The sequence below is a fragment of the Clostridium thermopalmarium DSM 5974 genome (assembly GCF_002995795.1).
Taxonomy (GTDB): Bacteria; Bacillota; Clostridia; order Clostridiales; family Clostridiaceae; genus Clostridium_H; species Clostridium_H thermopalmarium.
The window spans coordinates 37,692-63,065 of sequence record NZ_PVXN01000005.1 but is presented as its reverse complement, the minus strand read 5'-3'; the positions used below and the strand labels follow the sequence as shown (position 1 = coordinate 63,065).

The following is a 25,374-nucleotide window of genomic DNA, read 5'->3' as shown; positions in this document are numbered from 1 at the left end:
GATTAAGGAAAGTTGAAATGTAAAAGAATAAGAACTTAGGAAGATAATTTAGGTTACATATAGATTAATACTCAAGTGGTGGTGAACAAATGTTAACAGCGTTAATTATGGCTGGTGGAAAGGGGACAAGATTTTGGCCTCTTTCTACTGAGGAAAAACCAAAACAATTTTTAAAATTATTAAGTGAAGATACTATGATACAGATGACTGTAAAAAGATTAGAAAGCTTAATTCCTATAGATAGAATATTTATAGTTACAGCAAAGCAATATGTAAATTTAGTTGAAGAGCAATTACCAATGCTCCCAAAGAGAAATATAATTGTTGAACCAGTAGGTAAAAATACGGCTCCTTGTATTGCGCTTTCAGCTTTTATAATAGATAAGTGCTATAAAGATGCAACTATTGCAGTATTACCTTCAGATCATTTAATATCAAATGATGATAAATTTATAAAAACTTTGAATACTGCTTATGAATTTGTTGAAAAAGAAAAAGATGCTATAGTAACTTTAGGAATGAGACCAGATAGGCCAGAAACCGGGTATGGATACATAAAGTTAAAGGATGAAAGTGGAGAGTGGAAAGTTAAAAAACAAAATTCAAGTAGGAAATTTGAAAACATTTATAAAGTTGAAAAGTTTGTAGAAAAGCCTAATATAGAAAAGGCTGAAGAATACTTAAAAGATGGCAATTATCTATGGAACGGTGGTATGTTCATATGGAAAACAAGTACTATATTAAATCTTACAGAGAAGTACTTAAATAATACATATAATATTTTAAATGAGATTGCAGTAACAAATGAAGAAAATTTCAATGAAGTCTTAGAAGAAAAGTATCATCAGGTAGATGAAATTTCAGTAGACTATGGAATAATGGAAAATGCAAATAATATTTATGTTATCCCAAGTGACTTCGGATGGGATGATATAGGAACTTGGTATGCATTGGAGAGATATAGGGAGAAGGATGAAAATAATAACATTTGTGTTGGAGATGTTAAAAATATAGATAGTTGCAATAATATTGTAGTAGGCAATAATAAACCTATAATAGTTACTGGAATTAGTGATGTATTTGTTGTTGAGAGTGATGATGTAATTTTTATTGGAAATAGAGAAAGTATTGATAATATAAAGGAGATAAGGGAAAAGTATCACGTATCCAATAAAAAATAAAAATGTGTAGGTGAAATAATTGAAAAAAATAAAGGTTTTGCATATAACTCAGGCTACCATAGGTGGTACTTTAGAGTATATAAAATTATTTTTTAATAATACAGATAAAAGCAAATTTCAAGTAGAGTTAGCATGCCCAAGCTATGGCCCTATGAAAAAGCAAGTTGAAGAATTGGGTATAAAAGTTCATGATGTTTATATGAAAAGACAAATTTCATTAATAAGTGACCTAAGAGCGTGTTTACAACTAATTAAACTAGTGAAAAAGATAAAGCCAGATATTATTCATATTCATAGTAGCAAAGCTGGAGTATTAGGGAGAATTGCTGCCTATGTAACTGGAGTCCCTTGTATTTATAACGCTCATGGTTGGTCATTTTCTATGAATATCAGCAATAAAAAAAAGAAATTTTATGCTACTATTGAACGTATTTGTGCTAAACTTACAAAAAAAATAATTAATATATCAGATTATGAACAACAGCTAGCTATTCAATATAATATAGCACCTAAATCTAAAATGATTACAATTTATAATGGCATTGATGTAGATAAGTATAATGGGAAATTCGATAAAAATACAATTTTAAGTGAACTTAATATCCCTAAAGACGCATTTATTGTAGGTATGGTTGGAAGATTAGCAAAACAAAAATCTCCAGAAACGTTCTTAAAAATAGCAGAAAGAATATCAATGTTAGTTAAAAATTCTTTTTTTATTCTTGTTGGAGATGGTGAGTTAAGAAAGGATGTAGAAAAATCAATAGTAGAAAAAGGATTGACTAATAAAGTTAAAATAACTGGTTGGACAAATGAAGTCGCTGAATATATTTCTGTATTTGACATAGGGATTTTAACTTCAAAGTGGGAAGGATTTGGGCTTGTATTAGCTGAATATATGGCTAGTGGTAAGCCAATAGTAGCATCTAATGTAGGCGGCATACCAACTGTAATAGAAAATAATCGAAATGGAATATTAGTTGATAGTAATGATATAGATGGATTTGTAGATGGAATACTAAAGATAAAAAATAATAAAGAATTAAGAGATAGTTTTATTACTAATTCTTATAAAGACGTTAGAGAAAAGTTTGATATAAGAAGAGTTGTACGAGAACATGAAGAATTATACATTAAAATAATAAAGAATAGCACGGAGTTATTACAATGAACTATTTAATATATTGTATTTTAATAATCACAACTATTTTTCAAGATTTTATATTGGGCTATAAAATAGGAATGTTTGGTAAATCATTAACTGGATTTATTACTCCTATACTTTTTATTTTGTATATGATGATTTATAGAAGACTGAAAATAGACAAGTGGACTAAAAAATTAATAAACTTATTTTTATATATGCAAATCATTAATGCAGTCATTTTACTAATTTATGTTTTTATACTTGATAAAAATGTAGTTATATTAGGAGAAAATGTTTTTTTCAAAACTATAAAGGTATCGCTTTACTTATTAGTTATAATAATGTACTTAATACTAGTTAATAATTTGAGGAAATTGCACAATTAAGAAATTTTAAAACTGTATAATTTATCCACAGGTTGTAATGTTGATTTGTTTGATTTTAAATAAAAATTGATTTAAATATGTGTTTTTGACGCACTTTAATAAACCACAAGCAAATATTGTGATTTTATGGTAAATATTATATTTTATTGCCACTAAGCACTTGTGGATAATGTGTTTAATTTATTTACAGCTATTGTGCCAGCAACTAACGCTATGCAATTTAATAATGCCCATGTTTTAGCTTTGGCTATTCCTGCGGAGCGTATATTATCTAAATTTAAGTATTCTTTTAATCTACTATTGCATCTTTCAACAGAGGTTCTTAAATTATATAATTTATTCCATTTTTCTGAACCTCTTAATGGATAGCTGAACAACCTATGGTTTTTCTTATAATTTACTTTTAAACAATATCCATAATTTGAATTACTACACCAATTTAGCCCGTAAGGGCAGTTAACTTTTCCGGTAGCATGGGGGCATCGTAATTTTATATAATTTCCGTCTATTCCCCAAAATGAAAGAGGATATCCCATAGAACAAACAGGCCACAGATTATCATTAAATCCTTCAGGTGGAGCGTAACTACCTCTTTTATTGTATGCTATAATTGCTTGACCATTAGTATTATTTATAATGTAGTTGTAATTTTCCTCAATATCATAACTTGAATCCATTATGTAATATTGGGGATTTAATATAGAACCCCAATATTGTTTAAAGTTTTTAAGTAAAGGAATAGCATACTTACAATCATTAAAACTTGCGGGAGTAATGTCTATATAAAGTGGTAATTCACTTTTACAATCTACTATTATATGTGCTTTCCAACCAAACCACTTTATATCATTACCATCAGTATCTTTTTTCTTGCCCCAATTAGGAGATACTCCATCATCAGAGATTTTGGATTTAGGTTTAGCTTTTTCGAAGGAATCTAATTTAGTAGCATCAATAGCAACATTTGTTCCATCAATAATGCCTAAATCTTTAGCCTTAAGTATAAGTCTTTTAAATTCAACTTCGAGTTCAGGCATAGATGATATTTTAGATAAAAATCTACTAAATGTTGATGTAGAAGGTGCAGGCTTTAATATATCAAAACCGCAATTATATTTAAGAGATAAGTCTGAATCTAATCTCTGTTTTAATCTATTAAAATCATTGATTTTTTCTACTTGCATAGCAATTAATGCATTAATTAAAGAAACAGGATTATGTCCTTTCGGACCTCTTTTATGAGAAGGTTTATTGAGCTTATTTATTAAGTTACTAAAATCAAGTTGAGATAATATCATTTGGAGTCTACTTTCTTTTTGAAATTTTAATATTTCTTCGAAGGAAAATAGACATTCTTGTCGAATATACATAAGTAGGATTCACCCCTTTGTTGGTATTTTGATCTTACTTATATATATTCGACATTTGGGGTGAATTTCCTTTTTGTATTAATAAAAATTAAGTATTTTCAAGGCTTAAAAAATATGCAATTTGCTCAAATATATTTGAGAATAGATGATGTTTTGTTATATTATATATGTATATTTAGTTATTAACTAAAATAATTTGTAGTTTACTTTAAAGTTAAGGGTGATGTTATGATTATTTTTAATGCTTTGCAAACCTCTTTAAGTGGAGGTATTGGACGTTATTCTTATGAAGTGGCTAAAGGAATTTATAAATTAGGACAAGTAGATTTTAAAATAGTTATAAGAGAGCAAGATAAAGAAAGATTTGATTTTGCAAGAAATGAAGATTTAATAATTATAAAAAATATTAACAATAGCAAACAACGTAATTATGTTGAACAATTTGTATTGCCAAAACTTATATACAAAAAATATCCTGATGCCATAATACATTATCCAGATACTATGGCACCAATATTTTCGAAAAATAAAGTTGTTATTACTATACATGATTTAGCTTTTAAAACTTTAAAAAATGAATTTACATTTAAAACAAGATTATGGAAGAATTTTATTACAGATTTATCAGTTAAAAAAGCAGATAAAATAATTGCTATTACAAATTTTACAAAAAGTGAAATTGAAAAATATTATCCTTATGCCAAAAATAAGACTACTGTTATTTATAATGGCTTTAATGATTTTTCTCAAGAACCAATAAATGAAAAAAAATTGAGAAATGGTTTTAATGAAATAATATCAAATCCATATATTTTGACAGTTAGTACAATTTCACCAAGAAAAAACATAGATGGGCTAATTAAGGCATTTAATCTGTTGAAAGAACAAATACCACATAATTTAATTATTGCAGGTAAAAATGGTTGGAATTATGAGTATGTTTTTAGATTGGTAGATGAATTAAAATTAAATGATAGGGTTTGGTTTACTGGAGCTGTAACAGATGATGAGCTTAAATTATTGTACAAGAATGCAAGTTTGTTTGTATATCCATCATACTATGAAGGTTTTGGGTTACCACCTTTAGAAGCCATGGCATGTGGATGTCCGACAATTGTTTTAAATGAATCTTCTTTACCAGAGGTAGTTGGGAAAGGAGCATTATTGGTATATTCAAGTGATGAGGATGAATTAAGCAAAAAAATAAAATTTTTATTGTATAATGATATATATAGAAATTATATTATTAATGAAGGTTTAGATAATGTTAAAAGATTTTCTTGGATAGAAACAGCAAAAAAGATTATTGAAATATATAAATGAATAGATTTTTATGGTTAATAAGTTGTATTTAAATTTTAAATTTATTTTTTTGAATTATTAAAAATAAAGAAATATCTATATCAAAAGATATAGATTAAAAAATAAAAACAACCCTTAGAGGTGATATATGAAGATGAACAGATGTTGTCCCATAAAAAAATATGATGTAAGTATTTTTGAAAAAATATTGGTAAATTTATTTTTTATTTTTTTTACGTTTCAAATATTATCTCCTTATATAAATGGAAAAACAATATATTTAGAAGTATTTATAATGAGTTTAAATCCTTATTTTGTTTTATGGTTAATAAATGGTAAAATTAAAAAGAAATTATTTATTATTATATATCTATCGTTTTTATTATTGGGAATTTTGAATATAGGAATTTATTTAAAATTATTCACAATATGCATATTAGTTATTTATTTTTTTTATATTTGGGAAAAAAAATTATTTTACTTAGAATACTATGTTATTATTAGTGTTATATTTGCAGTTTTTCAGTTTATATTTCTCTTAATTAATCCTTCATTAGCTTATATTATAGGACCTGAAAATATTTCAAAAGTTATGTGGGGTAAATATGCTACTCCAACATATACAAATTTTTATACCATTTTTTTTATACCAAGGGTAAGTGGATTATCTAGAGAGGCAGGTTTTTTAGCATCATTAATATGTATAGTAATTTTTTTATTATATATTCAACGAGAGAGAGAAAATAAAAGAAGTTCTGTGATATTAAAAATATTTCTTTTTATTGGATATGTTTTGTCATTTTCTAAAATGTCTATAATAATTTTATTTTTAATACTTATAGAAAAATTTAAAAATTATATAAATAAAATACCGTATGTATTAATAGTTATTATTTATGTGGTTTTTTGGATTGTTTTCTGGTCTTATAACAAAGAATATTTGTTAGACCCTAAAAACATAACGTTTTTACATAGATTTGGTGGATATTTAACTTTAACAGAGCTTAATTATAAAGAATTGTTGTTTGGAGTAAATTCAATAGAGAATATACATTCGATTTATTCTTATCAATGTTTTATAAGTGGATTTAATTTTTTTGCTGGATTTGCTGGATTTATAATAAGTAGAGGGTTAGTGTTCACTATTATTTGGTTACTATTCTTGTTTTTAATAGGAGTTACACCAAGTGGTATATTACTATTGTTATTATCAACCATAAATGTTCAATTGGATACTAATCAGAATTTTGTTGTATTAAGTTATTTTATTGTTTTTAAATATTACTTGAATAGAAGGTATATTTCAAAATAATGTAAAATGTATTGATTGTAGTAGTAAATATTTCATTATTTAAAAAATGTAATTAGGTGATAACAATGAATAAACAAACATATATTATCCTCGTTAACTATAATGGCTACAAAGATACTATAGAATGCATTAAAAGCTTAAAAAATCTAAAATACAACAACTATAAAATAATAATAGTTGACAACGCTTCTTCTGATAACTCAATAAATGAATTAAACCAATATGTATCTAAAAATATAATATTGCTAAAATCTGATAAGAACATAGGTTTTTCAGGTGGCAATAACATAGGAATAAGATACGCTATAGATAATGGTGCTGAATATATTATGCTTTTAAATAATGATACAGAGGTTGAACCAAATTTTTTAGAATACATGATTAATGCGGCAGAAAGTGATAAAAAATGTTTTAAGTTTATCTATGAACAATATAAAATATTTTCATATAAGTATATAAAAAATAATTATTTTAAACTTGGATTCGGCAAGTAATGCCGAAAGGCATTGAAATTAAAGAATTTTTTGTTCAAAAAAATTAAAAGAAATCATCCCTTTTTAGTGTTAAAATATAATTGAAAAAAAAACAAAACACAAAAGGGTGATTTCTATGAATAGTTTACAACAAAATCAAAAAAATTTAAAGAAAAAAATTAGGTTTTTAAACATAAAGGCAAAATTCAATGATACCAAAGTTACTTCTGTAGCAACTTTTTCTTATGTGGAATCCTTTAAACAAATAATAGGATTACCAACTATTTTAGAAAAAGGCGTAACCTATAAGAAGGCCGCTAATTCTACTTTTAATACTGCAGAAATTATAGAATACATGATTGATGCAAATATTCTTGGTTTCTCAAGATTTATGCACATTGAAACATTAAGAAATGATGAAGGATATAAAAAGTTTAAAGGTGTAGATAAATTACCCAGTGAAAAAGTATGTAGAGTCTTTTTAAAAGCTTTATCAACAGAAACTTTAGAAGAATTAAGAAATATAAATAAAAATCCGAAGGATTATAGATGACATGATATAAGTTCCACTTTATCTGTTATGGAAATTACTGTTCTATTGCCTAAATAGCAAACAGCAAGAATATTTGTTATAATAAGAGAAAAAGTTATTCCAAAAGATATAAATCAATTAATGCTTGAAGAATATAAATATAAATATTAAGCAATAGTAACAAATATAGACTATGTAACACTTGAAGAAATACTTCAAGATTATAATCAACGATGTGATGTTGAAAATAATATAGATAAAATAAAAGAAGGCTACGCCTTTAGCGAAAATAGTTTAGTAAATCATAAATGCAATGAATTGTACCTTTTAATAAAAATGATAGCATACAATATTCATAATTGGTTTAAACAGGCAATTATGCCCAAGGAAATACAACATCATGAAATTAGTACATTAAGGAGAATATTTTATAGAGTTTGTGGTAATGTTTGTGGTAGCAAATATTATAGATATTTAAGTTTTTCAAAGAACTGCTAATTAGAAAAAATCATTACTTATATTCAAAAGCAAATACATGTTTTTAGTAGAAAAATGATAACAGTTTATACTTAATAGTAAAATAAAAACAATAAATTACCTTAAAAATCCAAATGTTATTTGGGTTTATTAAGTATACTCAAAAAAAGACCTAACGGTCTAAAATAACATACCAAATGCAATTTTATTCATAATGAAAATAAAAATGGCAAGCGAAAACTTTTTTTAAATTCACTTGCCGAATTCAAGTTTAAATAAGTTTAATCAAAATAAAGAATATATAGGCAGTGACAAAAATCATAAAAGCAAAAAGTTAAAACAAGCTTTTATAAATGATTTTAGATTAAATACTAGATACTATTATAGAAAGGATTTTATATCATTTAAAAAGAAAGTTAAGATATTTTTAATAAGAAATTTTTTTAGTATATATTCTATACTACTAAAAATTAAAGATTACTTAAAAAAATATTAAGATAAGAATAGGAGTAGTTACACATGAAAAATATAGGCACTATTACTTTTCATAAATCTCATAATTATGGCTCTGTACTTCAATCATATGCATTACAAACAATATTAAGAAAAAACTTAATTGATTATAATTGTGAAATAATAGATTTTATTCCTCCTAATTCTAAAGAAATGTATTCTATTTTTAAAAAGAATACTTCTATCAAAAATATAGCTAAAAATATATTAGCATTATACACATATAGACTTAAAAGTATAAGATATAAAGAATTTGAAAGGTTTATAAATACAAGACTTAAATTAACTACAAAAAAATATTTTTCACAATCTGATTTGTAAAATATCTCAAATAAATATGATATTTTAATATGCGGTAGTGATCAGATATGGAATACTAATTGTTTAGATTTTGACTATTCATATTACTTACCTTTTGCAAAGATTTATAGAAAGCCATTTTATTCTATAAGGAAGGCTAATGGTGATGAAATAAAAGATGATGATAGAATTAAAACACTATTACAAGAATTCAATTTAATGGATAGACAGATTGACATAAATTCAGTAAATTCAATAGAAAATCCATTTAATATTGATTATAGTAAATCTGAAAAATATATTGAGGAAGCACGTAAAAGATCAATAGAATATCTGCTAAATTCAATAAATGGAGATTAGAATGATGGAAAGTAAGGAAATAGTATGTAAAGAGGATAAGTGTACAGGCTGTTATGCTTGTTATAATAGTTGCCCTAAAAATTGTATAAGTATGAATGAAGATCAGTATGGCTTTCTTCATCCTATAATTGATATTGATAAATGCACTAATTGTAATTTATGTAGAAAAACGTGTCCATCAATAAATGAAGTGATTTATAGGTCGCCTAAGTTAGCGTATGCAGCGTGGGCTTTAGATAAAGATGAAAGACGTAGCAGTACTTCAGGAGGAGCTGCTTCAATTTTCTCTAATTACATACTAGAAAATGGTGGAGTAGTTTTTGGTTCATCAATAGAAGATAAAATAATTAAGCATATAAAAATAAATAAAAAAGAGGATTTAATTAAACTCAAAGGCTCTAAATATGTACACAGTAGAATTGGAGATACGTATAAAGAAGCTAAAATAGAATTAGAATTAAGTAGAATATTTATAGTGAAAAAAAGATTGTTTAAGGTAGTTTCTTTTATAATTGTAGGAGTTAATATTACTATCATGGCAATATATACTGGAATATTTAGACAAGGATTTTTTTCTTTATCACTAGGATTAATAATGGTCATATTTAATCAACATTATAATAAATATAGTAGTTCTTCTCTAATAAAGCAATCTAATAATAAGGATTAAATTAAGATCAAATTATTATCAAGCAGTTAGTAACTTTCAGATCTACTATGAGGCTGATCCAACTCTAGAGAATGGGAACAAAGTGAACATTCTCTGGTTACTGAATTTAGAAATTTATTATTAGCATTATTTGATAAATTGTATTTTACCAATTAAATTGCACAAATATATATTGATAAAATTATCGACTAGATTAAATTAGAATGGAGGAATTTTATGGAGCCTAAAATAAGTATAATTGTACCAATTTACAATGTGGAGAAATATATTAATAAATGTATAGATTCGATATTAGCACAAACATTCACAGATTTTGAATTAATACTCGTTGATGATGGTTCTCCTGATAATTGCGGGAAAATATGTGATGATTATGCAAAAAAGGATTCTAGAATTAAAGTTATTCATAAAAAAAATGGTGGATTAAGTTCTGCAAGAAATGCTGGTTTGGATATTGCTAGAGGGGAATATATTGGTTTTATAGACTCTGATGATTATATTCATGAAGAATTTTATGAAACCCTTATGAATTTAATTATTAAATATGATGCTGATATTGCTCAATGTGAGTTTTTAAGAGTATATGAAGAAGAAAATACTAATGTACAAAATATTAGATTTCATAGTAATAAAACAATAATCACGTTGAATAATATTGAAGCACTTAATAATTTATATAATGAAAACTCTGTTAATGCTGTAGTAGTGTGGAATAAACTTTATAAAAAAGAATTATTTAATGAAATAAGATTTCCTAAAGAGAAAATTCATGAAGATGAGTATACTACATATCAATTGCTTTTTAATGCTAAAAGAATAGTTTTAACTTCAGAACAAATGTATTATTATTTACAAAGAACAAATAGTATTATGGGAAAAGGCTTTAATATTAAAAGGTTGGATGCTTTAGAGGCGTATTATGGACAAGTGATGTTTTATAATAAAAAGAAGTTATATGATTTAGAAAACAAAGCAAAGATAAGGTTTGAGTCACTTATAAGAATAAATATGAGTAGAGTTTTAAAATCTAGTGTAGATAATTCAGATAGATTATTTAACGATTTAATTAAATATTATAAAAATAATTATGATTTATTTAATAATAATTTAGATGTTAGTTTTAAAAAGAAAGTTATAATGATATTGTTTAGATACTCGCCTAACTATATAGTTAAATTATTATGTAATTTGATGTATTGGAAATCAAAACTAGTATAAGAGGGTAAAATTATGTATTAAAAAGGAGGATATATATTGATGGATAGAATAATTAAAAGAATTATTCCACGTAAATTAAAATTTAAACTAGAATATGCACTAAGTATATCAAAAAAAAAAGAATTAGCAAAATACAAAAACACTAAAAAAATAATATATTGTTTAGTTCCAGCACATGGTAACTTAGGAGATCAAGCGATTGCGTATGCTACTGAAAAATTTTTACATGATAATTTTAAAGAATATGAAGTATTGGAATTTGAAAGAGATGAAATCTATAAATATGGACAAGCTATAAAGAGTATTTTAAATAAAGATGACCTTATTATACTTCATGGTGGAGGCAATATGGGGAATCTTTACATTCAAGAAGAAGAACCAAGAAGATTTATAATAAATAACTTTAAAAATAATAAAATTATCTCAATGACTCAAACTATTACATTTACTGATGATAATAAGGGTAATATTGAGAAAGAAAAAACAATAAAATCATATAATAAAAATAGCAATCTAACATTACTGGCAAGGGAAGACAAATCTTATGAAACTATGTGTAAGCTATTTAAAAATAATAAAGTAATAGAAGTACCTGATATTGTTTTTTATTTAGAAGATCTATTCGAAGCAAATCAAAAGAGAAGTTATATAATGACTTGTTTAAGAAAAGATAAGGAATCTTATTTTAAAGAGAAAACTGAGAAATTTTTAGAAGAAATAAAGAATACTTATAAAAATGTAGTTGAAAGTGATACTACAGTCAATAGGACTGTTAATAAGAATTCAAGAGAAAAAGAATTATTTAAAATATGGAATGATTTTAAAAATGCAAAGGTTGTGATAACAGATAGATTGCATGGAATGATTTTTGCAACTATTACAAAAACTCCATGTATTGTTTTAAGATCGCTAGACCATAAGGTGATAGAAAGTTATAAATGGGTTAAGAATTTAAATTATATAAGATTTATTGAAGATTTAGATATAGAGAATATTAAAATGCTAATAGAAGAATTAAGTAACTTGAAAAATATGGATAGAACATATTTTAAAGAAAAGTATTTTTATAAATTAATAACTCAATTAAGGGAATAAATGAGGTTTAGAAAGATGCAGTTAGTAAGATATAGAAAATTGAAACAAAAGAATATGACAAAAAACCGTCAATTAACTATTAATATTGTTAGTAGTATAGTTGCATTTGCAACAAATCTTTTAATTAACTTTTTCTTATCTCCATATATTGTTAAAACCCTTGGGGTAGAAGCAAATGGATATGTATCTCTTGCAAATAATTTTATTACATATGCAACTCTTGTTACAATTGCATTAAATTCTATGGCAGGAAGATTTATTACTATAAAAATACACCAAGGAGATTTAAAAAAGGCTAATGAGTATTATACATCTGTTTTTATAGGTAATGTAATACTTGTGGCAATTTTACTAATACCATCAATTCTATGTATAGTATACCTTGAAAAGATCATCAATATACCTAAGTATTTGATTATAGATGTTAAAATACTTTTTGCACTTTTATTTATAAACTTTTTTATTAACACGGGGTTACCAAATTGGGGAGTAGCCACCTTTGTTACAAATAAAATTTATTTACAATCTATTAGTAGTATGCAATCTAATTTACTACGTGTTGCTGTGATAGTTGGCTTATTTATGTTATTCAAGCCTTCAGTATATTTTTTAGGCATTTCAGCAATTGCAACAACAATATTTGTAACTTTGTATTCATTATACTATAAGCAAAAGCTTTTGCCTGAACTGCACATTAGAAAAAAGTATTTTGATATTAATGCTGTGCTGGAATTAGTTTTATCTGGTATTTGGAATACAATAACTCAAGTTGGTCATATACTTTTAAGCGGCTTAGATTTATTGATTACTAATATATTTATTGGACCTTTTGAAATGGGAATGATATCATTGGCAAAAACATTGCCCAATGTTATTACTTCACTTGCAGGTACGTTAACATCTGTTTTTATTCCTAGTTTAACTATAGATTATGCAAAAGGAGATTTAAATGCAGTTAAAGCTGAGCTCAAGAAAGCTATGAAACTTACAGGAATATTATTAACTATTCCTTTATCCATTCTGATTATCTTTGGAGATTCCTTTTATAGCCTTTGGGTTCCAAATCAAGATGCTCAAGTACTTCAGATTCTTTCAATTTTGACATGTTTTGGCTTGATTTTTACTAGTGGAATTCAAGTGTTATTTAATGTTTTTACTGTTACTAATAAATTAAAATGGAATTCTGTATTGTTATTAATTTCTGGTATTGTTAGTACAGGAATTGTTTTTTTACTTCTTAAAACAACAAATCTTGGTGTATATGCTGTTGCTGGAACTAGTTCATTTATTAATCTTATACGTAATATGCTATATACAGTACCATTTTGTGCAAAATATTTAAAATTGAAATGGAATACATTTTTTCCAGAGGTAATGTACTCAATTTTAAGTGTGATTGTTTTGATATTCATAGGGTCATTTATAGACCATTTATTTATTATTAATTCATGGTGGACATTAATAATAGCTGCTTGCATTACATCTATATTAGGGCTTGCTATTAATATGATGATTGTATTGAATAAAGATGAACGAAGGCATTTTATAAATATTTTTCTTAAAAAGATAAAAAGATTTAATTAGTATATTTACAAATATATTTACCAAAGATTTATTTTGATTATTTTAGAGAAAAGAGGTAACTCAATATGAATAAAATGATAATAAATAAGGTCATAATTCAGAATAACCGCTTAGATTGTGATTACACTATAATGGGTGAATGGAAAAAATATTTTAATGAAAAAGAAAGTTTTTTTATAGAATATAGTAAAAGTATCATGGATGTCCCAGAAAGTATAGCTATAATTCCATTTCTTTGTAACTTTTTACCTATGGCATGGATATTTGATGCTGAAATTATTCTTAACGAAATAGATAAGGATTTTTATGATAGTATCAATGAATTTAAGCAAGGCTACATTGAAATGTATCCTAAGCTAGAATTTGCTGGAAAAATAACAGCACAGAAGATAGTAAATAATGTTAATCCTAAAACAGATAAATCAGCAGCGTTTTTTAGTGGTGGAGTTGATGCATTTCATACACTAATATCTCATATAGATGAGAGACCTACACTAGTAACATTATGGGGTTCAGATATTAAACTTGAAGATAAAGTAGGATGGAAAGTTGTAGAAGAACATACAGTTAATATTGCAAGAGATAATAAGTTAGATTATGTTGTTGTAAAATCATCGTTTAGAAAGTTTTTAAATGAGGGAGCATTAAGTTCATATGTTAGTAAACGGACTGGTGATAATTGGTGGCATGGATTTCAACATGGGATAGGATTATTAGGTCATATGGCTCCATATGCATATCAATATCAAATTAGTAAAGTTTATATTGCGTCTACCTTTACTATTGCAGAAAAAGGTAAAGTTACATGCGCATCTGATCCGTCTATAGATAATTATGTAAGGTTTTGTGGATGCCAAGTTATTCATGATGGTTATGAATATAATCGCCAAGCTAAAATTGAACGAATATGTAATTATACTAGAAAAACAGGTAAGCCAGTGCAATTGCGTGTGTGTTGGGAATCAGAAGGTGGCTCTAACTGTTGTCATTGTGAAAAGTGTTATCGTACTATTTTAGGAATTATTGCTGAAAAAGATGACCCAAGAAAATATGGATTTAACTATAGTAATGAAGATTTTAATAATATGATGAAGGATTTTAAGAGAAGAATTCATGTAATATTAAATTATAAATATATAATATTAAATTATAAATATATACAAGATAAACTCAGGAATAATTATGAAATTAATGAAGTGAATAATAGTTTAAGATGGTTTTATAAGATGAATATAAACAATATTAATAACATACCAATAAAACAAATTTTTCGTGTAAAAAGAAAAATAAAAAATGCTATATCTAAAATTAAAAAGAGGATGGTGTAATAATATAGTGGAGCGTGCACAAGTTAAGTTAACTTTTGTTGGTGATGTTATGTGTGAAGCAGATCAGATTATTGCCCACAAAGTAAGCGATAATGATTATAATTTTAATTTAGTATTTAACAGTTTTGAAGATTATTTTGCTAGCTCTGATTATGTTGTTGCTAACTTAGAAACACCAATTGCAGGAGAAGAGTGTGGATATAGTAAAGAAAAATGGAGTTTTAATTCACCTATTCAGTTTGCTGAAGCATTAAAAAGAAGTGGAGTAGATTTGGTATCTACAGCTAATAACCATTGTTTAGATCGTGGAATTAAAGGATTAAAAAATACTATTAAGGCTCTAGATAAGTGTAATTTAAAACATATTGGGACTTATGCAGATAAAAAGCAAAAAAATGTTTTATTGAAGATATAAAAGGATTTAAAATAGCTTTTTTATCTTATACATATGGTACCAATGCATTTTCTAATAATAATTATTTAGGAAAAGATGAAAAATATATGGTTAATTTATTTCAAGAGCAAGAACTTAGTAATCCTTTTACTAGAAAATGCTATAATAATCCTTCAAAATTGTACTCAAAAATATATAGAAAATTGGGTAAGATATTCTATCCAAAGCAATTTAAAAAGCCAGTATATGAACGTAAAGAAAGTAATTGGCGTTGTAAAAGAGAATTAATTAAAGAAATAAGAGAATGTCAAAAAAATGGAGCAGATTATATTATTATGTGTATGCATGCAGGTGGACAATATAATAGGGAACCAACTGAGTATACAAAACAAATATGTGATTTTTTAGTGAAACACGGCGTTAATGCAGTTATTGGTAATCATGAGCATGTTGTGCATAAATGTGATATTAGTAGAGTAAGTGAAGGAATAATAAAAACTTATTCATTAGGAAATTTCTTAGGTAAGGCAGGAGTTAATAAAGAGCCTTATGATAAAATGGCAGAGTACTCTGTAGTTTTCAATATATATCTTTCTAAAAATGAAGATAGCATATTACTTGACACGTGTACATTTTCTATTGCTAAATCTATAGCTTATGATGGAAATAAAATAAAGCCAGTTCTACTATTTGATTTAATTAATAACTGTAGTAATGAAGATGAAAAGAAAAAGTTAATTTCTCATAATACGATAATGGTAAATACTTTTTTGGACACAAATTTTAAAAGTGTAGAACTTAAAAAAGAATATGATATTCGAGAAATATTAGGATATTAAATATTTATTGAAAATAATATAGATGCGGTTATAGACTTTGCTGCTTATTCATTAGTTGAAGAAAGTGTAGTAGAGCCACTAAAATGTTACTGATTTAGCAAATGCTCACATTCTTGCTATTGATAGATTAAGAAAAGGTGGAGAAAGTAGAATTTACAATCTAGGTAATGGTACAGGCTTTTCTGTTAAAGAAGTAGTTGAAGTGATAAGAAAAGTAACAGGATGTGAAATAAAAGCAGAAATTGCAGAAAGAAGAGCAGGAGATCCAGCAATACTTATTGCCTCTAGTGATAAAGCAAAACACGAGTTAGGCTGGAAACTAAAATATAATTCATTAGAAACTATAATAGAAACGGCATGGAATTGGCATAAAAACCATCCAAATGGATATTGATTAACATAACACTAAATATGTTATAAATATGTGAAAATATAAATTAGCAGTCTAAAATAAAGCTGCTAATTTTTGTTTTTCATAAAATTAAATATAAAGTTTTTGTTTATAAAAATATAATATGTATATAATTAAAAAATAATAAAATATATGATATATTGATAAATATGATTGCTATAAATAAGAGAGGTCAATTTATGAAAAAGATAATAATAATATTTTGCATGTTGTGGATAGGAATTATATTTTTTAATTCAAGCAATATAGGATCTGTGTCTAATGAAAAAAGCTATACTATAGTCAATTTTATAAAAAATAATAATATCTATAAAAAGCATATTAGAAAGTATGTGGATATTAAATCAAGTACCTTAAATCTTATTGTGAGAAAAAGCGCTCATTTTATAGAATATCTTATTTTAGGTATAATTATAAGCTTTGCCTTGTTTAAATATAATTTTAAAGGAAAAGGTGCTCTAGGGTATATATTATTTATATGCTTATTGTGTGCTGTTATGGATGAGTTTTATCAAAAATTCATACAGGATAGAACATCTAATGTTGGAGATATATTAATTGATTTTGCTGGTTCATTATTTGGAATATTTATATTTTACATATATGATAATATTTGGAGTAAGATAAGTTCTAAAGGAGGAGTATGTAATATGTGGAACAAGAAAAATTCAGTAAACAAATAATATTTATGGAGGAGTAATTATGCTAACGTCTTTTAAGATAGCTTCAAGGTTTTTAAGAAAAAGTAAGATACAGACACTTATTATAATTATGGGTATAGCTATAGGAGTATCAGTGCAGATTTTTATAGGGCTTTTAAGTCAAGGACTAGATAAAAGCCTTTTAAGTAAGGTTGCTGGAAGCTTTGTTCATATTAATATTACTTCAAGTAAAGGAAGTATAGAATCTTGGGAAGATATTGAGAGAAAGATCAAGGCTGTAGATAAAAACATAAATATAGTTTCTCCAGTAATTGAACATAATGCTTTTATAAACACTAATAATAAAAAACAAAATATACAAGTAAGAGGGTTTTTGCCACAAGATTTGAATACTCTATACGATATGAAAAATAAGATTTATGAAGGAAAAATGATTAGCAAAAGCGGACAAGCTCTTATTGGTAAAGATTTAGGTGATAAATTAGGACTAAAAATAGGGGATAAAATAAATGTGGTGAATTTTCAAGGAAAGAATGTAGAAGTAATTGTAGTTGGGTTTTATAATTTAGGAGCAGTTAAATTAAATAGCATATGGGTAATAACTGATTTAAAAACTGCTCAGGACATAGCTGATAGTGGAAATAAAATTACTTCCTTTGAGCTTTCAACTAATGATGCTTATAATGCAGATAATATTGCAAATAACATAAAGAACTCTATTAAAAATAATGATTTAAAAATAGAAAACTGGAAAGATCAAAATAAACTTATAGCTAGTGCTATAATAGGTCAGAAAATATGCTCTGTTATAATACAATTTTTTGTACTTTTAGCTTCAGTGTTAAGTATAATGAGTATACTTAACATAAGCGTAGTTCAAAAATATAAGCAAATTGGTATTTTAAAAGCTATGGGAATAAAGGATGGTTCTGCTGCACTTATATTTTTGCTGCAGGCATTTATTCTAGGTTTAGTAGGCACAGCAGTAGGGGTATTATTAACATTGCTGTATATAAAGGGATTTAACAGATACATAGTTACTTCAGATGGAAAGCCAATTGTAGATATTATCATAAATAACAGATTTATTATTATATCTTCTTTAATAGCTGTTGCAGCTTCTACTTTAGCAGCAGTATTTCCAGCTATAAAGTCCCTCAAATTAACTCCTGTAGAGGTGATAAAAAATGGCTAATATTATAGAACTAAAAAATATAAACAAGATATATGGAAGAAGGGTTAAAACCCAAGTGCTATACGATATTAATATGTCTATTGAAGAAGGTTCATTTAATTCCATAATAGGAGCATCTGGAAGTGGGAAAACCACTCTTTTAAATATATTAGGCACTTTAGACAAGCCTACCAGTGGAGAAGTATACATTCAAAGCAGGAGAGTTGATAAAATGAGTAGAAGGGCTTTAGCTGCTCTTAGAAATAGAAACATAGGCTTTGTATTTCAGTTCCATTACCTTCTTCCAGAATTTAATGCTATAGAAAATGTACTCATGCCCCATACTATAAACAAGTTTTTTCACGGTAGAAAAACAAGAGAAAGAGCTGAAATGTTTTTGGATTTAGTTGGTCTTTCTTCTCTTAAGAAAAATAAGGTTTATGATCTATCAGGAGGACAGCAGCAAAGAGTAGCTATTGCAAGAGCTCTTATGAATAAACCTAAGATTATATTAGCAGACGAACCAACAGGAAATTTAGATTCAAATTCATCAGAAAATATATATAATTTATTTAGAGATATAAATGATAAATTTAAAACTACCTTTGTAATAATAACCCATGATGATAGAATAGCTAAAAAGACAGATAGAATAATACATATAAAAGATGGAAGGATTATTGAGCAAAATAACTAGCAGTATCTAAAATAAATAATAAAAAAGCCATGTAATTTTACATGGCTTTTTTAATTTATTCTTCTTTTGAAGATGCTACTTCATCCATAACCTGGTTTTCTTTATATAGATTTTTAACAAGAGAAGTTTCTTTTAAAGTTGAAAGATACTTTAGGAAAGGCTCTCTTAAATCTGGCTTTTTTAATGCAAATTCTACAGTAGCCTGAAGAAAACCAAATTTATCTCCAACATCATATCTTCTGCCTTCAAAATCATAAGCGTACATAGCTTCGTGACTTATAAGGGTTTTAAGAGCATCTGTTAGCTGAATTTCTCCGCCCTTTCCAGGAGGAGTATTTTCTAATATATTGAATATTTCTGGAGTTATTATGTATCTTCCAAGGATTGCTATGTTAGATGGAGCTTCTTCAATAGAAGGCTTTTCCACCAAATTTCTAACCTTATAAACTCTATTTTCAATATTAAAACCATCGACTATTCCATATTTTGAAACTTCGCTTTCAGGAACTTTTTGAACTCCAAGAATAGTTGTTTTATATTCATTATAACAGTCTATAAGCTGCCTTAAACAAGGAACCTGGCTATCTACAACGTCGTCACCTAGCATAACTGCAAAAGGCTCATTTCCAACAAAGGTTTTAGCACAGCTTATGGCGTGGCCAAGGCCTTTTGGTTCCTTTTGTCTTATATAATGGATGTCTACCATGTTAGAAATCTTTCTAACTTCTTCTAATAGTTCTGTTTTATTATTTTGCTCCAGCTGATATTCAAGCTCTACAGATTTGTCAAAATGGTCTTCTATAGCTCTTTTATTTCTTCCTGTTATGATTAGTATTTCCTCTATTCCAGAAGCTACAGCCTCTTCTATTATGTATTGAATAGTAGGCTTATCAACTATAGGGAGCATTTCCTTTGGTTGAGCCTTAGTTGCAGGCAAAAATCTTGTTCCAAGTCCCGCTGCTGGAATTATTGCTTTCTTTACTGACATATAAATCTCCCCTTCCTTTGTACTATTTAAATTATAATATATTTTTAATAAAAATACAGGGTTTTATCGTAATTTTATCCATAAATGTAGACATATACATAATGAGAAATAATATGCTGTTTACCTGCAGCATATAAAATGATAGAATTAATTTGTATCTTCATAGAAAGGAGAGGAATAGATGAGGATAAGTTTAAAAAGCAAAGGACTAAAATTTTCTTTAGCTATATTAGCTGTAATTTTAATTTTTAGTTATTTAGTATTTTCAAAGGGAAATTATAAGGAGTATAGTGGACAAGAATCCTTTGGAACTTTAATGAGCTTGCTTTTAGATACAGTTCAAAGCGAAGGAAAGATGGAAATTACAGAAGAAGATATAAGTGTGCTGGGTTCATCTTATTTTAAAGATGGAGTAAAAAAGGGAAATTTAACTATAAAGGGTTTAAATGTAGTTTTAGGTGAGGATAAAGCAAAGTTTTTGATTCCAGTAAAGTATAAGGGACTGTCTGTTCTTTTAACAACAGAAGGACAAGTTGCTATGGATGACAGCAGCATTGTTTACACACCAGAATACTTTAAGGTGGGAAAGATTAAACTGCCTAAAGGTAAAGTTTTAGGATACATAGGCGGACGCTTTAAAGGAAAAATGCTTGTAGAAGATGAAAAAATAGTTATGAGCAAAAGCATTTTACCAGATGATATTGAAACCTTCAGCATAAAGGATGGAAAAATTCTTTGTACTGCAAAGAAAGAAACAAGAGAAACCCTTGCAAAAACTAACGAAACCATAAAAAAGATAGAGGAAAAGATTAAGTTAGAATCCGGGACAGTTCTCAAAAATTTAAAAAATAATGCTGGCGGTAAAAATTCAAGTGAAGGAAATGGAAGTCTAGGAAGCAGTAAGAACAATACATGGAAAGGAAGCAGTGATAAAAAAGAAAGCAATTCAAATTCAGGTGGCTCTCTTAGCAAGATAGGAGGAGAATTAGGTTCTCTTTATGGAAATGTTTCTTCTTCAAAAGAAAAACAGATGGTTAATATAATGAGCGGCACAGTAAATAATCTGCAGTCAGATTCTTCTTATAATTTCTGGGGAGATGTTAAAAGTGTTATGAGCATTTATAAAAGTTTAACTCCAGAAGAAAAGGAGAGGTTTAAAATTCAGGTGTTTTCTAATGTGGATATGGAAAATGCTTTAAAACTCAAAGAAGAGCTTTCAGGAAACTAATAAAAATAAATAGATGGATATTATAGAGTAATAACTCAAATTTCCCCCTCATATTAATAAGTATATATTAACGTGTCATACTTATTAAACTACGGGGGAACTTTTTTATGGAGACTTTTTATATTGAAATATACTCACTCTTTATAATATCTTTAGCATTGGCCCTTGATGCTTTCGGTGTATCCCTAAGTATAGGACTAAATCCAGCGGTAGATAGAAAAAGTAAAATTTGGTTTTGCATATCATTTGCATTTTTTCAATTTTTATTATCCTATATTGGAGCATTTTTAGGTTATCTTTTTAACACTTACATATTATCTATTCCCAAGATTATAGGAGGCATAATAATAGCTATTGTAGGAATTCTTATGCTAAAGGAAGACATGGATAATAACAACAATATACTTATAAATAAAAAAATGTACCTTATATTGGGGATTTCTGTGAGCATAGATGCAGCAGTAATAGGATTTACAGCTCTAAACAGCATAACAGTATTTTTTGTATTGCTGGAGGCCACTGTATTTATTGGACTTATAACTCTTATTATGTGCATCACTGCCTTTATCATTGCAAATCATTTAAGAAAGATAAATGTAATCTCAAAGTATGCAGATTACGTTGGAGGAGTTATACTTATACTTTTTGGATTGAAGATGATATTCCTTTAAGGTATGTTATTAGACTAAGTTAAGATCATGACATAATTTAAAAATGAAGAGTTTAGAAGTGGAGAGTGGAAAGTGGGGAATTTAGAGTGAAGAAGTTTAGTGGAGAGATAAATTTTTTGAATAAAAAGTTTGTTATACGGGTTTAAGAAGTAAGGATATGGATATAATCTATATAAAATAGATTATATTGGAGGAAAATTTGATGAATAAGGTAATGTTTATTGGAAGAATAACTAAAGATATTGAGGTTAAGCGTTTTAAGGATAACGATAAATGTGTTACAACTTTTAGCTTAGCTGTTGAAAGAGAGTTTAATGGAGCTAATGGAGAAAAGTTAGTTGATTTTATACCTATAGTTGCTTGGAATAAGGATGCAGAGTTTCTCTCAAAATATGCTAAGAAGGGTAGCCGTATATGTGTAATGGGAAGACTTGAGATAAGGTCATATGAAACTAAAGATGGAGAAAGAAGATATATGACCCAAGTTGTAGCTCAGGGAGTACAGGTTTTAGATGCTAAGATATTAAAAGAAGAAAACGTAGAAGCTATATAAGGTTTGGTTCAAGGGTTTTTATGAAATATTGCTGCTATAAATAAGATTAAAATATTTAACTTATTTAAGCAGCTTTTTATTTTTGCTGTAAGATAATTTACCTAAATATTCATATGTGATAATATTAATGTATATTTGCCATGAAATTTCTAATGCTAATAAATAAATGCATTATAAGTATGGCATAAAGGAATAATAAAAACAGTGATGTCATCGTTAGAAAAACTAAAATACAGTGAAGGGGTGCTTTTATGGAATTTGCAGCATTAGTATTGATGGAAGTAGATAAGGACAATAAATTTATAAGTGAAATGGGAAGTTATGAAGTGGGAGATGGAGCAGAGTACGTAACTAAATTTTACTATAATGCAGATGATGGAAAGGTAAGTCTTTATTTTGATACTAATAAAGATGTAGAAGATTGGGAGTTTACTGCTATATATGATTTATTTAATTTGGATGTTTTTGAAGAGAAGGGTTATGAGATAGAGGAAAAAGATGATGAATATAATCCTACTTGGGTGGTAAAGTTTGATTATGATGAAGATCATGGCTATATGGTTGAAAAACTAAATGAGGTTTGCGAACTTATTAAGCTTGAAATGGAAAGAACCTTTGAAGAGGCAAAAGATAAAAAGAAAGAATATCAATAAGAGCAGTGGAGAAATTGAGAAGTGGAAAGTGAAGGGAGCTAAAATCATGTCTGATGTTAAAAAGGTAAAAAGAAGAGAAGAAATTGCAAAAGAAGATAAGTGGGATATAGAGAAGATTTATGAAAATACTGAAGAGTGGGAAAAGGATTTTAAGAAGCTTAAGGAAATGGCTCCAAAGATAAAGGACTTTCAAGGAAAGCTTAAAGATTCTAATGAGCTTTTAAGTTTTCTAAAGCTAGATGAAGAAATATCAAGACTTGCCGATAAGCTTCTTGTATACGCTTTTTTAAAGTCTGATGAAGATACTTCGAATAATGCTAATCAAGCAATCAAAAACAAAATTGAAGCCTATTCTGCAGAGCTGGCAGCTATGGAAGCATTCTTTATACCTGAGATTTTATCTTATGAAGAAGGCACTATAGAAAAGGCTATAGAAGAAAATTCAGAGCTTAAAAAGTATGAATTTATGTTAAAGAGGATTTTAAAGAAAAAGCCTCATACTTTAAGTAAAGAAGCAGAAGAGCTTATGGCTTCTGTATCAGATGCCTTAAATGCTCCTTCGAATATATTTAATATGCTTACAAATGCAGATATGACTTTCCCTACTATTAAAGATGAGGAAGGTAACGAAGTGGAACTTACAGAAGGAAATTATGGAATATATAATAAATCAAAGGATAGAAGGGTTAGAGAAGATGCATTTAAAGCTCTTTTTGGAACCTATGAAAAGTTTAAGAACACTCTAGCAGCTTCCCTTATATCATCTATAAAAAATTTTTCGTTTATAGCTAAGACAAGAAAATATAATAGTTCTCTAGAGGCATCATTAAAGCCCAATGATATACCACTAGAAGTATATAACAACGCAATAAAAACTATAAATGACAATTTAGATAGCCTTCATAGATATGTTAGAATAAAGAAAAAGCTTCTTGGACTTAGTGAAATGCATATGTATGATTTATATGTGCCTGTAATTGATACTCCAAAGTCCCATATAGAGTTTGATGAAGGGGTAAAAATTATAAAAGAAGCTTTAAAACCTTTAGGAGAAGAATATCTAAAAATATTTGATGAAGGAATCCAAAATAGATGGGTAGATATTTATGAAAATAAGGGAAAAAGAAAGGGAGCTTACTCTTGGGGAACTTATGACACAATGCCTTATGTTTTATTAAATTACAACTATGAGTTAAATGATGTATCAACCTTAGCTCATGAGATGGGACATTCCATCCATTCATATTATTCAAGAAAAGAGCAGCCTTATATTTATGCTGATTACACCTTGTTCTGTGCTGAAGTGGCATCTACAGTAAATGAAAATCTTCTTATAAATTATCTTATAGAGAATGAAAAGGATGAGAAGAAAAAGCTATATCTTATAAATACTCAGCTTGAGCAAATAAGAACTACCGTGTTTAGACAAATTATGTTTGCTGAATTTGAAAAGATAACTCACGAAAAAGTAGATGCTGGTGAGCCTTTGACAAGCGAAGACCTTTGCAAAATATATCATGATTTAAATGCTAAATATTTTGGAGAAGATATAGTCATAGATAAAGAAATCGATATGGAATGGTCTAGAATACCTCATTTTTACAATGATTTCTATGTTTATCAGTACGCTACAGGTTATTCTGCAGCAAACTCTTTTGTAAAGGCTATATTAGAAAAAGGAAAAGATGCAGTAGATAAGTATAAAGGATTTTTAAAAGCTGGAGGTTCTGATTATCCTATAAACATTTTAAAGAAGGCTGGAGTAGATATGACTACCTCTAAACCTATTGAAGATACTATAGCTAGATTTAATGAGCTTCTAGATATGCTTGATAAGTAAATTTAATTAAGTTTT

Annotated in this window: 21 protein-coding genes and 3 pseudogenes; 22 read left to right on the top strand and 2 right to left on the bottom strand. The window is 27.2% G+C overall.

All coding sequences use genetic code 11. From position 1 onward, the window contains the following. Nucleotides 1-89: 89 nt before the first annotated feature. Nucleotides 90-1,181, top strand: a complete 1,092-nt coding sequence (locus CPAL_RS00900) for a mannose-1-phosphate guanylyltransferase (RefSeq protein WP_061859161.1) — start codon at nucleotides 90-92, stop codon at nucleotides 1,179-1,181. Nucleotides 1,182-1,200: 19 nt separating this feature from the next. Beyond that, nucleotides 1,201-2,352, top strand: coding sequence for a glycosyltransferase family 4 protein (locus tag CPAL_RS00895; protein WP_061859162.1), 1,152 nt, complete (start codon nucleotides 1,201-1,203; stop codon nucleotides 2,350-2,352). Between the two features lie 514 nt (nucleotides 2,353-2,866). Here the strand turns inward: CPAL_RS00895 and CPAL_RS00885 are convergent. Beyond that, nucleotides 2,867-4,084, bottom strand: coding sequence for a transposase (locus CPAL_RS00885; RefSeq protein WP_061859248.1), 1,218 nt, complete (start codon nucleotides 4,082-4,084; stop codon nucleotides 2,867-2,869). A gap of 228 nt (nucleotides 4,085-4,312) precedes the next feature. Between CPAL_RS00885 and CPAL_RS00880 the strand changes: the two genes are divergently transcribed. From CPAL_RS00880 to CPAL_RS00805, 15 genes and pseudogenes are all read left to right on the top strand, one after another. Next, on the top strand, nucleotides 4,313-5,407 hold the full coding sequence (locus CPAL_RS00880; RefSeq protein ID WP_106023891.1) for a glycosyltransferase family 4 protein: 1,095 nt from the start codon (nucleotides 4,313-4,315) through the stop codon (nucleotides 5,405-5,407). A 274-nt stretch (nucleotides 5,408-5,681) separates the two neighbouring features. Next, entirely contained in the window at nucleotides 5,682-6,698 is a 1,017-nt protein-coding gene (locus CPAL_RS00875; RefSeq protein WP_146126570.1) for a hypothetical protein, read from the top strand. 65 nt (nucleotides 6,699-6,763) lie between these two features. Next, nucleotides 6,764-7,192 carry a glycosyltransferase family 2 protein gene (locus CPAL_RS00870; RefSeq protein ID WP_106023889.1) on the top strand — a complete coding sequence of 143 codons (429 nt, stop codon included), beginning with the start codon at nucleotides 6,764-6,766 and terminating at the stop codon, nucleotides 7,190-7,192. Nucleotides 7,193-7,307: 115 nt separating this feature from the next. Next, a pseudogene (locus CPAL_RS00865) lies at nucleotides 7,308-8,201 on the top strand (transposase). 498 nt (nucleotides 8,202-8,699) lie between these two features. After that, complete coding sequence (locus tag CPAL_RS00860) at nucleotides 8,700-9,014, top strand: hypothetical protein (protein WP_106023888.1); 315 nt, start codon at nucleotides 8,700-8,702, stop codon at nucleotides 9,012-9,014. Nucleotides 9,015-9,354: 340 nt separating this feature from the next. Beyond that, entirely contained in the window at nucleotides 9,355-10,023 is a 669-nt protein-coding gene (locus tag CPAL_RS00855; protein ID WP_165815335.1) for a 4Fe-4S dicluster domain-containing protein, read from the top strand. A 216-nt stretch (nucleotides 10,024-10,239) separates the two neighbouring features. After that, a complete protein-coding gene (locus tag CPAL_RS00850; RefSeq protein ID WP_106023886.1) occupies nucleotides 10,240-11,241 on the top strand; it encodes a glycosyltransferase in 1,002 nt (333 codons plus the stop codon). A 39-nt stretch (nucleotides 11,242-11,280) separates the two neighbouring features. Next, nucleotides 11,281-12,336: a polysaccharide pyruvyl transferase family protein gene (locus tag CPAL_RS00845; protein WP_106023885.1), complete on the top strand. Its 1,056-nt coding sequence runs from the start codon at nucleotides 11,281-11,283 to the stop codon at nucleotides 12,334-12,336. Nucleotides 12,337-12,351: 15 nt separating this feature from the next. Continuing rightward, nucleotides 12,352-13,920, top strand: coding sequence for a lipopolysaccharide biosynthesis protein (locus tag CPAL_RS00840; RefSeq protein ID WP_165815336.1), 1,569 nt, complete (start codon nucleotides 12,352-12,354; stop codon nucleotides 13,918-13,920). A 65-nt stretch (nucleotides 13,921-13,985) separates the two neighbouring features. After that, nucleotides 13,986-15,248, top strand: coding sequence for a hypothetical protein (locus CPAL_RS00835; RefSeq protein ID WP_106023883.1), 1,263 nt, complete (start codon nucleotides 13,986-13,988; stop codon nucleotides 15,246-15,248). Next, nucleotides 15,214-16,481 (top strand): annotated as a pseudogene (locus CPAL_RS00825) (CapA family protein). The gene CPAL_RS00835 and the pseudogene CPAL_RS00825 overlap by 35 nt, the downstream one beginning before the upstream one ends. Nucleotides 16,482-16,563: 82 nt before the next feature. Beyond that, nucleotides 16,564-16,875, top strand: a pseudogene (locus tag CPAL_RS00820) (UDP-glucose 4-epimerase GalE); the annotation flags it as partial. A 197-nt stretch (nucleotides 16,876-17,072) separates the two neighbouring features. Continuing rightward, a complete protein-coding gene (locus tag CPAL_RS00815) occupies nucleotides 17,073-17,576 on the top strand; it encodes a VanZ family protein (RefSeq protein ID WP_106023880.1) in 504 nt (167 codons plus the stop codon). 19 nt (nucleotides 17,577-17,595) lie between these two features. After that, entirely contained in the window at nucleotides 17,596-18,750 is a 1,155-nt protein-coding gene (locus CPAL_RS00810) for an ABC transporter permease (protein ID WP_106023879.1), read from the top strand. Beyond that, nucleotides 18,743-19,426 (top strand): ABC transporter ATP-binding protein, encoded by a 684-nt coding sequence (locus tag CPAL_RS00805; protein WP_106023878.1) that lies wholly within the window; start codon nucleotides 18,743-18,745, stop codon nucleotides 19,424-19,426. The genes CPAL_RS00810 and CPAL_RS00805 overlap by 8 nt, the downstream gene beginning before the upstream one ends. Before the next feature lie 55 nt (nucleotides 19,427-19,481). Here CPAL_RS00805 and galU read toward each other — a convergent pair whose 3' ends face one another. Continuing rightward, the gene (gene galU / locus CPAL_RS00800) at nucleotides 19,482-20,414 is read right to left on the bottom strand and encodes a UTP--glucose-1-phosphate uridylyltransferase GalU (RefSeq protein ID WP_106023877.1); all 933 of its coding nucleotides are present in this window, start codon (nucleotides 20,412-20,414) and stop codon (nucleotides 19,482-19,484) included. Between the two features lie 181 nt (nucleotides 20,415-20,595). On the opposite strand from galU, the gene CPAL_RS00795 reads away from it, so the two are divergent. The 5 genes from CPAL_RS00795 (at nucleotide 20,596) to pepF (ending at nucleotide 25,359) form a co-directional block, all read left to right on the top strand. Beyond that, on the top strand, nucleotides 20,596-21,642 hold the full coding sequence (locus CPAL_RS00795; protein ID WP_106023876.1) for a hypothetical protein: 1,047 nt from the start codon (nucleotides 20,596-20,598) through the stop codon (nucleotides 21,640-21,642). Nucleotides 21,643-21,764: 122 nt separating this feature from the next. Then, nucleotides 21,765-22,313 carry a manganese efflux pump MntP gene (locus CPAL_RS00790; protein ID WP_061857305.1) on the top strand — a complete coding sequence of 183 codons (549 nt, stop codon included), beginning with the start codon at nucleotides 21,765-21,767 and terminating at the stop codon, nucleotides 22,311-22,313. 202 nt (nucleotides 22,314-22,515) lie between these two features. Then, nucleotides 22,516-22,866 carry a single-stranded DNA-binding protein gene (locus CPAL_RS00785; RefSeq protein WP_061857287.1) on the top strand — a complete coding sequence of 117 codons (351 nt, stop codon included), beginning with the start codon at nucleotides 22,516-22,518 and terminating at the stop codon, nucleotides 22,864-22,866. A 251-nt stretch (nucleotides 22,867-23,117) separates the two neighbouring features. Beyond that, on the top strand, nucleotides 23,118-23,519 hold the full coding sequence (locus CPAL_RS00780) for a DUF6762 family protein (protein ID WP_061857286.1): 402 nt from the start codon (nucleotides 23,118-23,120) through the stop codon (nucleotides 23,517-23,519). 46 nt (nucleotides 23,520-23,565) lie between these two features. Continuing rightward, entirely contained in the window at nucleotides 23,566-25,359 is a 1,794-nt protein-coding gene (pepF, locus tag CPAL_RS00775; protein WP_106023970.1) for an oligoendopeptidase F, read from the top strand. Nucleotides 25,360-25,374: the final 15 nt, after the last annotated feature.